The sequence below is a fragment of the Desulfuromonas thiophila genome, assembly GCF_900101955.1.
GTDB lineage: Bacteria > Desulfobacterota > Desulfuromonadia > Desulfuromonadales > Desulfuromonadaceae > Pseudodesulfuromonas > Pseudodesulfuromonas thiophila.
Genome location: NZ_FNAQ01000001.1, coordinates 217,285 through 230,706, shown reverse-complemented (window position 1 = coordinate 230,706; position 13,422 = coordinate 217,285). Strand labels below are relative to the sequence as shown.

The following is a 13,422-nucleotide window of genomic DNA, read 5'->3' as shown; positions in this document are numbered from 1 at the left end:
TCAATGCTGCTGGGCCTGCTCCGGCGCGGCAGATGGCAAGACGACCTCTGGAACAGCCGCCACCGCTTCTCCGGTCACCTGCTCGATCAGCTGATTGACTGCCGGCGTCATCTTTTCAAGGAAGGTGTTGGGCGCCACACCAATCCAGAACACGCAGACCACCAGCGGCAGGATGACACAGAGTTCACGCACGGACAGATCCTTCAGTACCTGGTTTTCCGGCTTATCAAGTTTGCCATACATCACCCGCTGGAACATCCACAGCATATAAACAGCGGCCAGAATGACACCTGATGTGGCGAAGACCGCAAACCAGCGCAGATCGCTCTCAAAGGCACCCATCAAAATCAGAAACTCTCCCACGAAACCGTTCGTGGCTGGCAGGCCGATAGAGGACAGCGTGACGATCATGAAGATCGTGGCAAAAACAGGCATCTGTTTCGACAGCCCGCCAAAATCACTGATCAAACGGGTATGACGGCGCTCATAGATGAATCCGACGATAAGGAACAGGGCCCCGGTCGAGATGCCATGGTTGATCATCTGCAGTATGGCACCATTAATTCCGATGGTATTGAGAGCGAACAGGCCAAGCATGACAAAACCCAGGTGTGACACGGAAGAATAAGCCACCAGCTTCTTGACATCCTTCTGCATCATCGCCACCAGGGCACCATAGATAATGCCGATCACGCTCAGCAATGCCAACATTGGCAGAAACTGCTGCAGGGCATCCGGGAACAGCGGCATGGCAAAACGCAGATAACCGTAGGTCCCCATTTTCAGCATCACGGCGGCCAGAATCACCGAACCAGCCGTCGGAGCTTCGGTGTGAGCATCCGGCAACCAGGTATGTACCGGAAACATGGGCACCTTGATGGCGAAACTGAAGGCAAAGGCCAGGAACAGCCATTTCTGCAGCGCCGGATCAATGCCAAGACGATAAAAATCAGCAATGCTGAAACCATCCACGCACACACCGGTTCCGATGGCGTGGTAGTACAGGAAGATAATCGCCACCAGCATCAGCAAAGAACCAACAGCTGTATAGATGAAGAACTTGACCGCGGCGTAGATGCGGTTGGCCCCGCCCCAGATACCGATCAGGAAATACATCGGTATCAGCATCAGCTCCCAGAAGATGTAAAACAGGAACAGATCGAGCGAGATAAAGGCTCCAAGCATAGCTGTTTCGAGCAGGAGCAGCAGTGCCATGTAGCCCTTGACATTCTTTTTGATTGCCTGCCAAGTCGACAACACCGCGATGGGCATGATGAAGGTGGTAAGAATAACCAGCCACAGGCTGATACCATCGACACCGATGCTGTAGTTCATCCGGAAATAGTCCCCGACACTGATCCAGCGCACAAACTCGGTGTAGTGCATGGCGGCGGAGGTCTTGAACACCGGATCCAGCGCCAGCGGCAGGCTGATCACGAAGGTGATCAACGTTACCACCAGGGTCACGGTCTTGAGCAGACCGTCCTGGCCTTTGGGCAGCATCAGCACAACCAACATGCCCAGCAGCGGGAAAAATGTCATCAGACTTAAAAGATGTTCAGACATTTGGAATCGCTCCTTGTATGGAAAATCCTGCTGTCAGCTGTAATCAGTGGAACACGCAGACGGCAATGATGGCCACCAGACCCATCACCATGGCCATGGCATAGCTGTGGGTGTAGCCAGTCTGGGTATGGCGCAACACTCGCCCCGCACCACGCACCAGCCAGGCAACGCCGTTGACGAGGCCATCGACGATGCGGACATCGAAGAAGGTCCACAGCCGCGTACCCAGATTCTTTGTCGGATTGACAAACAGCAGGTCATACAATTCGTCAACATACCATTTATTATAGATTGCCCGATGCAGCCCGGCAAAAGCCCCGGCAATGCGGCCCGGCAGTTCCGGCCGGCGGCAGTAAAGAAACCAGGCCAGCAGGATGCCACACAGGGCGATACCAACAGACAGGCCCATCAGACCGAACTCCGCGCTGGCACTGCCATGGGCATGCAGATGGTGCAGATGCTGGGTATGACCAAACACCGGCGAGAGAAAGGCCTCAATCTTGTTGGGCAGATGACCCAGCAAATTGCCCAACACATGAGGAATCCCGATCAGACCGCCGAAGGTGGCCAGCAGGGCCAGAATCATCAGCGGCAGAGTGATCACCAGCGGCGACTCAGGGATATGATCCTTGGCACGGGCGTCCGTCTTCTGCTCGCCAAAGAAGGTCATAAAAACCAGGCGGAACATATAGAAGGCGGTCATCCCGGCGGCGATGGCCCCCATCAGCCACAGACCCCAGTGGCCACGGGTTGACGCAAAAGCCCACCAGAGAATCTCATCCTTGGAGAAAAAGCCGGAAAAGAACGGGATGCCGGCAATGGCCAAAGTCGACAACAGAAAGGTCACAAAGGTGATCGGCATTTTCTTGCGCAAACCACCCATGTTGCGCATATCCTGCGGATCATCATGCAAGTGAGCATGGTGATAGGCATGGTGCATAGCGTGGATCACTGAGCCGGAGCCCAAGAACAGACAGGCCTTGAAGAAAGCGTGGGTCAGCAGATGGAAAATGCCGGCAGTGAAGGCGCCGACCCCCATGGCCAAAAACATATAGCCAAGCTGCGATACCGTGGAGTACGCCAGAACCCGTTTGATATCATTCTGGGCCAGGCCGATGGTGGCGGCAAACAGGGCCGTAGCGCCACCAACAATGGCGACGACCAGCATGGTTTCAGGTGCCAGGGCATAAAGGCCATTCATCCGGCCAATCATATAGACCCCAGCGGTCACCATGGTGGCGGCATGAATCAGGGCCGAAACCGGCGTCGGACCTTCCATGGCGTCTGGCAACCAAGTATACAGCGGAATCTGGGCGGACTTGCCGGTGGCACCAAGAAAGAAACACAGGGTCACCAGCGTCACAACCAGACCACCCTGTTCCAACAGATGAGCATTGGCGGCGATTTCCGTGAACCGAATAGTCCAAACCCCCTTGGAGCCAAGAGACCAGAACAGCAGAAACAGACCCAGCAGAAAACCGAAATCGCCGATCCGGTTAACGACAAAGGCCTTTTTCCCGGCATCGCTGGCGCTTTTCTTCTCGTAATAATAACCGATCAGCAGGTATGAACACAGACCGACGCCCTCCCAGCCAACAAACAGCACCAGGGCGTTGTTGCCCATCACCAGCATCAACATGGCGAAGGTGAACAGGTTCAGGTAGGAAAAATAACGCGGATAGCCATCCTCACCATGCATGTAACCAATGGAATACAGGTGAATCAGCGTCGCCAAGCCGGTGACATTGAGCATCATCAGGGCCGACAGGGGATCGAACAGGAAACCCCAGTCCACCTGCAGGCTGCCCACCGACATCCAACTGGCGACAACAACCTCGTGCACCTTGACCTCATCGGCCAGTAATTGCAGGAAATAACGGCACGACAGCAGGAAGGAAGCAAAGATGGCAAGGGTACCAATGGCACCAATGACTTTTTCATTCTTGATTTTTCTGCCAAGCAGCCCGTTGATCAGAAATCCCAGAAAGGGAAACAGCGGGATGAGCCATAATTTATCGTACATCTATCTCTCCTCTAGGCGAGTCTGGATACCCGGCGCAACCCCGACAAACTACCATTTCAACAGGCTGAAGTCCTCGACATCAATGGACTCGCGGTTGCGGTAAAAGGCGATCATCAGTGCCAGGCCAACCGCCGCCTCGGCAGCAGCCACCGTCATAATGAAAAAGACGAACACCTGGCCATCCATGTTGCCCAGATGGCTTGACAGGGCGATGAAGGACAGATTGACAGCATTGAGCATCAGTTCAACGCACATGAACAGCACGATGGCATTACGCCTGGTCAGCACACCGATGACACCCAGGCTGAACAGGATGGCGCTGAGCACCAGATAGTGATAAACGGTAATCATAAACGCCCCCTAGACCTCCCGCTTGGCCAGCACCACTGCACCGACAATGGCCACCAGCAACAGAATGGATGCGATTTCAAACGGCAACAGAAAATCGGTGAACATGGCAAAACCAATCAACTCGGTATGGCCGACCGCTTCGACCGTCTGGGCGTTGATGGTACCGCCCGTAGGACTGACACCGCCCTGCTTGACCAGAATCAGCAGTTGCAGCAACAGCAATCCACCCGCCACCAGTGCTCCCGTCACCGCGTGGCGGTATCGTCCCACCACTTCAGAGCCCAGATTGAGCAGCATAATAACAAACATGATCAGCACCATGATGGCACCGGCGTAAACCATGATCTGTACCGCCGCCATGAAGGGCGCATGCAGCATCACATAAAACACCGCCAGGCAGAAAAAGGTCATCACAAGGGATATGGCGCTATTGATGGGGTTTTTGCACCGAATGACCAGAAAGCCGGAAACCAGAGTCACCAGCGCAACCAGATAAAAAAACAGCTGCTGCAACAGATCCATGAGTAAGGCTCCTCTACCGTTTATTTAAGCAGGCGATCTTTGCTGAAACAGAAATCTTCCCGCGTGTAATTGGCCAGCTCATACTCTCCTGTCATTTCGATGGCTTCAACAGGACAGGCTTCAACACAGTAGCCACAGAAAATGCAACGCAGCATGTCAATCTGGTAGACCGTCGGATATTTCAGGCCGTTTTCGTCCTCAGCCGCTTCTACCGTAATACATTTGGCCGGACAGACGGTCGGACACAGGTAGCAGGCGACACATTTCTCGCGGTTATGCGCTGGCACCAACCGATGCAGGCCACGGAAGCGTTCTGACGGCTGCAACTTGACCTTGGGATATTCGACCGTCGTGGAATGACCCGGCAAAAGATGCTTGGCGGTGATGCTCAGGCCCTGGATAAATTCTTTGATCATGGGTTGTTCCTTTGTATCGATGTTGGCCAGCGACTAGAGCACCAGCACGATTCCGGTCACGACAATGTTCAGCAGCGCCAGCGGCAGAAACACCTTCCAGCCCATGAACATCAACTGGTTATATTTCACTCGCGGCATCGTGGCCCGGACCCAGATAAAGAAGAACATGAATCCGAACACCTTCAGCAGCAGATTGACGGCACCGGGAAACGGGCCGGCCGGACCACCCAGAAACAGTGTGGATGCGATAGCCGATACGACCACCATGTTGGCATATTCAGCCATGAAGAACAGGGCGTACTTCATCGACGAATATTCGGTGCAAAAACCTGAAACCAGTTCGGTTTCTGCTTCCGGCAAGTCAAAGGGCGTCCGGTTGACCTCAGCCATGGAGGTAATCACAAACAACACGAAGGCCAGCGGCTGTGAAAAAATGTACCAGTTCATTACCGAACCGGACTGGGCTGCAACGATACCGCGCAGGCTCAGGGTTTCTGCCAGCATGAACACAGCGATGATCGAGAGGCCTGCCGCGAGTTCATAGGAGATCATCTGCGCAGCGGAACGCACGCCACCAAGAAGGGAATACTTGTTATTGGAGGCCCAACCAGCCAGAACAATGCCATAGACCCCCAGGCCGGCCATGGCCAGAACATAGAGGATACCGACATTCAGATCAGCTATCTGCAGCGGAACACGATAGCCACCAACCTCGATATCACCACCAAAAGGCACCACCGCGATGGTGATGAAAGCTGGCACCAGAATCATCATCGGCGCCAGCACAAAGGCCACCTTGCTGGCCTGAGCCGGGATGATGTCCTCCTTGAAAAACAGCTTCAATCCATCGGCAATCGGCTGCAACAGCCCCAGCGGCCCGGTCATGGTCGGGCCAAGACGCGTCTGCATGTGGCCAATGATCTTGCGCTCGGCGTAGGTAGCGTAAGCCACGATCAGGATGACGACGACGAACACCGCCAGAATCTTGGCCAGCATCACCGCGACAAACAGGAGGGGGTCGTTCGAGAGGCTAAGCATCTCAGGCATGATCTTCCTCTTTCTCTATCGGTTTATTCCACCGCCAGGCCAGCAGGCCGCACCGACGGAAACGATCAACGGTCGATTTCACCCAGAACGATGTCCAGGGTTCCGATGGCGGCAATAACATCAGCCAACAGCGCGCCCCGGACCATCTGGGGCAGGGCCTGCAGATTCACAAACGATGGTGGCCGGATCTTCATGCGGTAGGGTTGAGCTGAACCATCGGAAACCAGATAGTAGCCAAGTTCCCCCTTGGGGGCCTCGATTCCCTGGTAGACCTCGCCCGCCTCGGGCTTGAAGCCGTCAGTGATCAGCTTGAAGTGATGAATCAGCCCCTCAATACTGCTGACCACATCCTTCTTTGCCGGCAAACAGACACCCGGCGCATCGGCCAAAATGGGGCCGGGCTTAAGCTTATCAAGGGCCTGGCGAATGATCTTGCAGGATTCGCGCATTTCGTCGAGCCGCACCTTGTAGCGATCGAAGGTGTCACCACCACTGCGGGTCACAACCTTGAATTCATAATCCTCATAGCCACTGTAGGGGTTGTCGCGCCGCAGATCCCAATCGACGCCACTAGCGCGCAGGGCGGGCCCGCTCAAGCCGACATCAATAGCGGCAGCAGCATCGATCGTCGCCACACCGATCGTACGCTTCTGCCAGATCTTGTTGCCAGTCAGCAAGCCTTCATAGGTTTCAATATGACCTGGCATGGCATCAATAAAGGTCCGCACATCGGCCTCGAAGCCCTCGGGCAGATCCTGCGACAGACCACCAACACGGAAATAGTTGGATGTCATGCGGGCACCGGACAGCTTCTCGTACATATCCATGATGGCTTCGCGCTCACGGAAGCAGTAGAGAAATACCGTCATGGCGCCGATATCAAGCGCGTGAGTCGCCAGCCAGACCAGGTGACTCTTGATGCGGGTCAGCTCCGCCATCATGACCCGCACCACCTTGGCACGCTCAGGGATCAGGTCCGTGATGCCCAGCAGCTTCTCCACAGCCAGCACATAGCCCAGGTTGTTACTCATTGGCGCCAGATAGTCGAGCCGATCGGTCAGCGGCAATGCCCGGTGGTAGCTGCGATTCTCCGCCAGCTTCTCTACCCCGCGATGCAAAAAACCAATGTGCGGCACCGCATCGACAACGGTTTCGCCATCAAGCTCTAGGACCAGCTGCAACACCCCGTGGGTCGAGGGGTGCTGAGGGCCCATATTGATTGTCATGATATCTTTTTTAGCCATAGGAAAGCCTCGTCAGTTGAAGTGCCCGGCAGTGATCAATCAGGAAAGACGTCCCTGGTAAGGCTCACGACCGGGCCCCTGCAGCGGGTAGTCCTTACGCAGGGGGTGGCCCTGCCAGTTGTCCGGCATCAGAATACGCCGCAAATCCGGGTGGCTGGCAAAGCGAATACCAAGCAGGTCCCAGCACTCCCGCTCATGCCAGTTGGCCGTACTCCAGACCCCCGACACGGTTTCAACGCAGGCGTCCGCCTCGGGCACCTGAACCTTCAGGCGCAGCCGCTCTTTGGTGGCAATGTTGTAAAGATTGTAGACCACCTCGAAACGCGGCTGGCGACCGAGATAGTCCACACCACAGAGGTCACAAAGGAAATTGTAACCAGCCTGTTCCTTAAGATAACGGCAAACAGCAACAACCTGCGCGCGGTCGACAACCACCGTCCACTCGCCGCGATGCTCCCGCACCGACCCGACCGCAGCCGGGAAGGCTTCCTTCAGCTTTGCAACGACAGCTTGACTCATAGTCCCTTACCCTCATCCGCAACCGCCAGGCGGTGCGTTTCAAGAATGAATCTCTATCCGCGAATGACCTGGCCGGCGCCAATGGCGGCACCGAAACTGTTCCGTTCCCGCATGATCTTTTCCTGCAGCTTGATCAGACCATACAGCAGTCCTTCGGGCCGCGGCGGACAACCGGGCACATAGACATCCACCGGCAGCTCCTGATCAATGCCCTGCAGCACGCTGTAGGTATCGAACACGCCGCCAGATGAGGCGCAGGCCCCCATGGCAATGACATATTTGGGCTCGGGCATCTGCTCGTAGACAGTACGGATAACCGGCATCATCTTGTGGGTCACGGTACCGGCAATAATGATGACATCAGCCTGGCGGGGTGACGCCCGAAACAGAACCCCCAGCCGGTCAAGGTCGAAACGGGCCGCGCCGGCCGCCATCATCTCAATGGCACAGCAGGCCAGACCGAAGGTCATCGGCCACAGCGACCGTGACCGCGACCAGTTCACCAGCTTATCGAGAGACGCGGTCAGGATATTGTTGCCCAGCACATTGTTGTGTTCCGCCAGGGACGGCGCAATCTCCTGCTGATTCACTCCCATTCCAGCGCTCCTTTTTTCCAGACGTAAACGTAACCCACCAGCAAAATCAGGATAAAAACACCCATTTCGATAAAGCCGAACATGCCCAGCCGCTTAAACACCACCGCCCAGGGATAGAGAAATACCGCTTCAATGTCGAACAGAATAAACAACATGGCGACAATGTAGAACTTGACGGAAAAACGCTCGCGCGCCGTTCCGAAGAGCGGCATCCCACACTCGTAGGGAGCCAGCTTGACCGCGCTGGGCTTTTTGGGTCCGAAAATGAATGAAAAAACAACGGATCCCAGAGCGAACAGGACGGCGAGGGCTATGAGGACGAGTATCGGCAGATAACTCTCTAGCATGAAAACAGCTCCTCCAGACAGGGTTGACTTCGGGACTTGGCAGGCCGCAACCAGTGGTTTCAGCGTCGTGCACGTTAGGTCAATCGACTGCCTTTGTCAAGGGAAAAATAGGGTATACTGTATGCAGTAGATCCACTACTGACTCATGTTATTTCAGGTTGTTACAGAATGCTTGTCCCTGATTTTAGCTGGTCTTCAGACCCCTTCCGAAGCAGCTCCGGACAGCCCGCAAAATGGCCGCTTGGCCCAGTTCGAAAGCCTGTTATACTGCCCGGCAGCCAGAGGCAGAAAACCTGTCTACTTCCGATTCCCATCCGCTCCAGCGACGGAGGCCTACCATGAAAATCCTTCTCACCGGCGCCACCGGTTTTGTCGGTCAAGCCGTCCTGACCTGCCTGCTGCATCATGGCCACCAGGTTCACTGCCTGGTGCGCCGCCCGAATGCCCTGCCCCCCGCCCATGGGGCCCTTGCCTTTACCGGCGACGTGCTGGATGATACCAGCCTCGACCGTGCCGCCGCCGGTTGCCAAGCCGCCATCCATCTGGTCGGCATCATCCGCCAGTACCCGCAACAGAATATTACCTACCAGCGCCTCCACGTCGAGGCCAGCCGACGGGTGCTGGCCGCCGCCCAGCGGGCCGGCATCCGTCGTTATCTGCATATGAGTGCCAATGGCGCTCGCAGCGGCAGTCCCAGCGGCTACTGTGACAGCAAGGGCCGCGCCGAGGAACTGGTGCGCCAGAGCGCGTTGGACTGGACCATCTTCCGTCCCTCGCTGATCTACGGCCGGCAGGGTGCCTTCACTCGCATGCTGGCCCAGCAGGTCCGCCTGCTGCCGGCGGTGCCAGTCATCGGTGATGGCCGCTACCCGCTGGCTCCAGTCGCGGTTGACGACATCGCCGGAGCCTTTGTCTCCGCCCTGGAGCAACCAGACAGCCACGGACAAACCTACCCCTGCTGCGGCCCGGATCGGCTTAGCTACAATGAATTGATTGATGCCGTAGCCCTGGCCCTTGGCAAAAAACCACCACTCAAACTGCATCAGCCGGCCAGCCTGATGCGTTGGCTCAGCCGCCCCCTGCAACACCTGTCCTCCTATCCGGTAACAGTAGAACAGATTGACTTGCTGCTGGCCGGCAACTGCTGCGACGATCAGCGCTGGTGCGACACTTTCGCCCTGCAACCCACCTCCCTGACCAACGGCTTGCACCAGGCATTGGAAGACTTCCCCTGGCACTGAAATCAAAAGGGCCCCGCAGGAAATCGTTCCGGCGGGGCCCTCTGTGGGAGGATATTCAATTCATTTGCCCGACCGAAGGTCGGCGGCAGGCGGTCAGTTTCCGCTGCCTTCACCACCCGCCTTGACCTCCGGCGGATGCAGGTAACGGGTGACCGCGGCCCGAATCGCCGTCGCCGCCAGATTGGAGCAGTGCATCTTGCTCTCGGGCAGGCCACCGAGGGCCTCAGCCACACGCTCGTCAGTCACTTCCAGCGCATCGGTCAACGTCTTGCCTTTTACCAAGGTACTGGCCATCGAGGTGGTGGCAATGGCAGCACCACATCCATAAACCCGGTATTTGATGTCAACGATGATATCGTTTTCGATTTTCAGAAAAATCAACACCGCATCGCCACAGCCGGGGTCACCGACCTTGACAACAACGTTGGGATTGTCAATCTGCCCCACGTTGCGCGGATTGGAAAAATGATCCATCACTTTATCGGTATACATCGCCTGACCTTTCCTTTCCCGACCAGCCCTGTTTTCCGAGTCTGACCGTCTGGATTCTGGCGGGCGATCTTACTCCGCCCAACTGCAACCGTCAAGCCTGGCGCACCTCGACAAAAAAAACCCTCTTCAGCCTTCTTGGTGATATGGTAACGACCTCTGGCCATCGCCAGGTCCGCGTCGACCGCAACCACCGTTCCCCTCAACCAAAGCCTGAACCCGTGAGTGACCAGTCCCCCCAAGACGTCTATCCATCGCATTGCATTGCTCAATTGCGCCAAATCATCGACGAAAATGCTGGAAACGCCCTGTATTGTATTGGTCAAACCGATGCCAGCCAGCAGCTGCAAAGGGTGCAACCCCTGACTACCAGCGATCTGCTGGCGCTGCTGTCCCGGCCGGAGCCACCCCCCCACAGCGCCATCCTGATCCATAATCATCCATCCGGCGACCTCTCTCCGACGGCAGCTGAACAGGATTTGGCGCGCGAATTGGCTGACCGCGGCCTGGCCTTACACCTTGTGGACAACCCGGTGGAAAACATCAGGGCGCTTGTGGATAACGACAAAACCGTACCACTACCCGGCCTTGACCCGACCCTGGTACGACAGCATTTCAGCGCCGACGGCCATCTGGCCAACCAGGTCGGTGGCTACGAGGACCGCCCCCAGCAACAAACCATGGCGCGCCAGATCACCGCCGCCCTCAACGCCAACCTGCTGACCGTCATTGAAGCCGGCACCGGCACCGGTAAAAGTCTGGCCTATCTGCTGCCCTGCGCCCTGTGGGCTGAACGCCACGACGAAACCATTGTCATTTCGACCAACACAATCAATTTGCAGCAGCAACTGCTCAGCAAGGATCTGCCACTGCTGCACCACTGCCTGGACGATCCGCCCCGAGCCGTGCTGGTCAAAGGCCGCAACAACTATCTCTGCCTGCGCCGGTTGCAACAGTGCAACCTCGAACCCGATCTGTTCCGCACAGGCCAACAGCAAGAGCTGGCCAACCTGCGTCATTGGGCCGAAAGCGCCGCAGCCGGCAGTCGCGATGACCTGGCGCAACCGCCCAGCGCCGAGCTATGGCAGGAAGTCTGCTGCGAAGCCGACCAGTGCCCCCGCCACCAGTGCCCCTTCCACGGCCGCTGTTTTTTCCACCGCGCCCGCCGCCAGGCCAGCCAGGCCAACATTCTGGTGGTCAATCACGCCCTGCTGCTGTCAGATCTGGCCGTGCGCAGCCAAACAGGCAACTACAGCAGCAGTGCGGTTCTACCGCCCTACAGTCGGGTGGTCATGGACGAAGCCCACCATCTGGAGGATGCCGCTACACGCCATTTTTCCCTGCGGGTAAGCCCCTACAGCTTTAGCCGCGTCCTGCAGCGGCTGGCACCGACGCGCAAGCCCGAACGAGGTCTCCTGTTACGCTGGCTCATTCAGATGGAGTCACGCGCGCCACAGCTGCGCGAGAACCTGATGCAACAGGGGCACATTCTGCTGCCACAGCTCGAACAGCTGCAACACACCAGCCGGCAGCGCTTCGCGCAACTGTGTGGCAACTTCTGTGGTCAAGGCCAGGGCGGCAGCTGGCGCCTGACGCCGGAGCACCAGTCCCAGCCACAGTGGCAGGATCTGCGCCAGAATCTGCTCCCCCTCACGGCAACCAGTCTGCAGCTGGCGCGACGACTTGACGAGCTGCTGCAGCTGACCCGCCAGCTGGATGACGAAAGCCAGGTAGCTCTGGCCGCTACCACCATCGACGTGCGCGCGATGTCACAGCGCCTGACGGCTGCCGCTACGGATCTGACCGTTCTGCTTAATGGCGACAGCCAGCTGTGTATCTGGGTCGAGGTTCAACAACCTCGCGGCCTGCGTGATGAGCCCTTTCTGTGCCTTAATGGCGCTCCCATCAACGTGGCCAGCCAGTTACAACATGCCCTTTACGACCGCTTCCGCACCGTCATTCTAACCAGCGCCACCCTCAGTGTCGGTCGTTCCTTCAACTATTTTCTCCACCGCAGCGGACTCGACCGCTGTGACGCAGCCCGGCTGCGCTGCCTGCAACTCGACTCGCCATTCGACTTCGCCCACCAGGCCGTCATCGCCATTCCGACCGACCTGGTCGAGCCGACCCATCCCGATTTCGCCCGCCAGATTCAGCCCCTGATCGAACGCAGCCTGGTTGCCGCCGGCGGCAATGCCTTCGTGCTATTTACTGCCTATGGCCTGCTGCGCAGCCTCTACAACGCCCTGGAACCGCCCCTGCAAGCCCAGGGCCTGACCTGTCTGCAACAGGGCCAGCACGGCCGCCATCAGCTGCTGCAACAATTTGTCGACCAGCCACGTCAGGTGCTGTTTGGCACCGATTCGTTCTGGGAAGGCGTTGACGTTCCTGGCGCCGCCCTGCAACTGGTCATCATCACCCGCTTGCCCTTTCGTGTCCCAACCGAACCCATTCAACTGGCCCGCTGCGAAGCCATCAGCGCCAGCGGCAGGGATCCTTTCATGCTCTACACCGTGCCCCAGGCGGTCATCCGCCTCAAGCAGGGGTTTGGCCGCCTGATCCGCCATCAGCAAGACCGCGGTCTGGTGCTGATTCTCGACCGACGCGTCACCAGCCGATCCTATGGCCGCATCTTTCTCGACTCCCTGCCGCCGGCCCGTCGTCTGACCGGTGACAGTGCCAGCCTACAGGTCTTCATTCAGGATTTTTTCCAGCCGGTCTGTCCGTCATGACAGGATGAAAAACGCTTGCGTTCCCGTCGCTGAAGAAAACTGTGTAAAACCACAGCCAGACAAACCGCATCCGCCCCCAAAAAATGCGCGATTGCCCCTGTCGCCGGCAACAGAACCGGATTATCCTCCCATCAACAAAGCAACAAAACTCCTTCCAGACCTCCTTCTTTTTTGGTCGGTGCCGGCAACGGCGCCGGCCTTTTTTTTAGCCACGCCGGGATGCTTTCTTCGCTGCCCTCAAGCGTCGCTCTGTGCTACCATGCGTAACCGGGCTGGCTCTGCCTCCAGAGCGGCCGGCGGCTCAGACCGAAGCCACCACGGAGCCAAGG

At 57.4% G+C, this 13,422-nt stretch carries 13 protein-coding genes; 2 read left to right on the top strand and 11 right to left on the bottom strand.

What is annotated here, in order from left to right; translation table 11 throughout:
• The 10 genes from BLR80_RS01005 to BLR80_RS00960 form a co-directional block, all read right to left on the bottom strand.
• A complete protein-coding gene (locus BLR80_RS01005) occupies nucleotides 1–1,566 on the bottom strand; it encodes an NADH-quinone oxidoreductase subunit M (protein ID WP_092075356.1) in 1,566 nt (521 codons plus the stop codon).
• A 43-nt stretch (nucleotides 1,567–1,609) separates the two neighbouring features.
• On the bottom strand, nucleotides 1,610–3,589 hold the full coding sequence (gene nuoL, locus BLR80_RS01000) for an NADH-quinone oxidoreductase subunit L (RefSeq protein ID WP_092075355.1): 1,980 nt from the start codon (nucleotides 3,587–3,589) through the stop codon (nucleotides 1,610–1,612).
• 48 nt (nucleotides 3,590–3,637) lie between these two features.
• Nucleotides 3,638–3,940 carry an NADH-quinone oxidoreductase subunit NuoK gene (nuoK, locus tag BLR80_RS00995; RefSeq protein ID WP_092075354.1) on the bottom strand — a complete coding sequence of 101 codons (303 nt, stop codon included), beginning with the start codon at nucleotides 3,938–3,940 and terminating at the stop codon, nucleotides 3,638–3,640.
• Nucleotides 3,941–3,949: 9 nt separating this feature from the next.
• On the bottom strand, nucleotides 3,950–4,462 hold the full coding sequence (locus tag BLR80_RS00990) for an NADH-quinone oxidoreductase subunit J family protein (RefSeq protein WP_092075353.1): 513 nt from the start codon (nucleotides 4,460–4,462) through the stop codon (nucleotides 3,950–3,952).
• A 20-nt stretch (nucleotides 4,463–4,482) separates the two neighbouring features.
• Entirely contained in the window at nucleotides 4,483–4,878 is a 396-nt protein-coding gene (locus tag BLR80_RS00985; protein WP_092075352.1) for a NuoI/complex I 23 kDa subunit family protein, read from the bottom strand.
• 33 nt (nucleotides 4,879–4,911) lie between these two features.
• Nucleotides 4,912–5,916, bottom strand: a complete 1,005-nt coding sequence (gene nuoH / locus BLR80_RS00980) for an NADH-quinone oxidoreductase subunit NuoH (protein ID WP_245691298.1) — start codon at nucleotides 5,914–5,916, stop codon at nucleotides 4,912–4,914.
• Nucleotides 5,917–5,990: 74 nt separating this feature from the next.
• The gene (nuoD, locus tag BLR80_RS00975) at nucleotides 5,991–7,169 is read right to left on the bottom strand and encodes an NADH dehydrogenase (quinone) subunit D (protein ID WP_092075350.1); all 1,179 of its coding nucleotides are present in this window, start codon (nucleotides 7,167–7,169) and stop codon (nucleotides 5,991–5,993) included.
• A 39-nt stretch (nucleotides 7,170–7,208) separates the two neighbouring features.
• Nucleotides 7,209–7,688, bottom strand: coding sequence for an NADH-quinone oxidoreductase subunit C (locus BLR80_RS00970; RefSeq protein WP_092075349.1), 480 nt, complete (start codon nucleotides 7,686–7,688; stop codon nucleotides 7,209–7,211).
• A 53-nt stretch (nucleotides 7,689–7,741) separates the two neighbouring features.
• A complete protein-coding gene (locus BLR80_RS00965; protein WP_092075348.1) occupies nucleotides 7,742–8,284 on the bottom strand; it encodes an NADH-quinone oxidoreductase subunit B in 543 nt (180 codons plus the stop codon).
• A complete protein-coding gene (locus tag BLR80_RS00960) occupies nucleotides 8,275–8,631 on the bottom strand; it encodes an NADH-quinone oxidoreductase subunit A (protein ID WP_092075347.1) in 357 nt (118 codons plus the stop codon). The genes BLR80_RS00965 and BLR80_RS00960 overlap by 10 nt, the downstream gene beginning before the upstream one ends.
• Nucleotides 8,632–8,969: 338 nt before the next feature.
• On the opposite strand from BLR80_RS00960, the gene BLR80_RS00955 reads away from it, so the two are divergent.
• Nucleotides 8,970–9,872, top strand: coding sequence for a complex I NDUFA9 subunit family protein (locus tag BLR80_RS00955; protein ID WP_092075346.1), 903 nt, complete (start codon nucleotides 8,970–8,972; stop codon nucleotides 9,870–9,872).
• Between the two features lie 93 nt (nucleotides 9,873–9,965).
• Here BLR80_RS00955 and BLR80_RS00950 read toward each other — a convergent pair whose 3' ends face one another.
• Nucleotides 9,966–10,364 carry an iron-sulfur cluster assembly scaffold protein gene (locus BLR80_RS00950; RefSeq protein WP_092075345.1) on the bottom strand — a complete coding sequence of 133 codons (399 nt, stop codon included), beginning with the start codon at nucleotides 10,362–10,364 and terminating at the stop codon, nucleotides 9,966–9,968.
• 218 nt (nucleotides 10,365–10,582) lie between these two features.
• Here BLR80_RS00950 and BLR80_RS00945 point away from each other — a divergent pair, with 218 nt between their 5' ends.
• Nucleotides 10,583–13,093: a helicase C-terminal domain-containing protein gene (locus tag BLR80_RS00945; RefSeq protein ID WP_245691269.1), complete on the top strand. Its 2,511-nt coding sequence runs from the start codon at nucleotides 10,583–10,585 to the stop codon at nucleotides 13,091–13,093.
• The last annotated feature ends 329 nt before the right edge of the window (nucleotides 13,094–13,422 follow it).

Bases quoted from the DNA above. Each gene is read 5' to 3' on its own strand.
- BLR80_RS01005 (WP_092075356.1), bottom strand. From the start codon at position 1,566: ATGTCTGAACATCTTTTAAGTCTGATGACATTTTTCCCGCTGCTGGGC.
- nuoL (WP_092075355.1), bottom strand. From the start codon at position 3,589: ATGTACGATAAATTATGGCTCATCCCGCTGTTTCCCTTTCTGGGATTT.
- nuoK (WP_092075354.1), bottom strand. From the start codon at position 3,940: ATGATTACCGTTTATCACTATCTGGTGCTCAGCGCCATCCTGTTCAGC.
- BLR80_RS00990 (WP_092075353.1), bottom strand. From the start codon at position 4,462: ATGGATCTGTTGCAGCAGCTGTTTTTTTATCTGGTTGCGCTGGTGACT.
- BLR80_RS00985 (WP_092075352.1), bottom strand. From the start codon at position 4,878: ATGATCAAAGAATTTATCCAGGGCCTGAGCATCACCGCCAAGCATCTT.
- nuoH (WP_245691298.1), bottom strand. From the start codon at position 5,916: ATGCTTAGCCTCTCGAACGACCCCCTCCTGTTTGTCGCGGTGATGCTG.
- nuoD (WP_092075350.1), bottom strand. From the start codon at position 7,169: ATGGCTAAAAAAGATATCATGACAATCAATATGGGCCCTCAGCACCCC.
- BLR80_RS00970 (WP_092075349.1), bottom strand. From the start codon at position 7,688: ATGAGTCAAGCTGTCGTTGCAAAGCTGAAGGAAGCCTTCCCGGCTGCG.
- BLR80_RS00965 (WP_092075348.1), bottom strand. From the start codon at position 8,284: ATGGGAGTGAATCAGCAGGAGATTGCGCCGTCCCTGGCGGAACACAAC.
- BLR80_RS00960 (WP_092075347.1), bottom strand. From the start codon at position 8,631: ATGCTAGAGAGTTATCTGCCGATACTCGTCCTCATAGCCCTCGCCGTC.
- BLR80_RS00955 (WP_092075346.1), top strand. From the start codon at position 8,970: ATGAAAATCCTTCTCACCGGCGCCACCGGTTTTGTCGGTCAAGCCGTC.
- BLR80_RS00950 (WP_092075345.1), bottom strand. From the start codon at position 10,364: ATGTATACCGATAAAGTGATGGATCATTTTTCCAATCCGCGCAACGTG.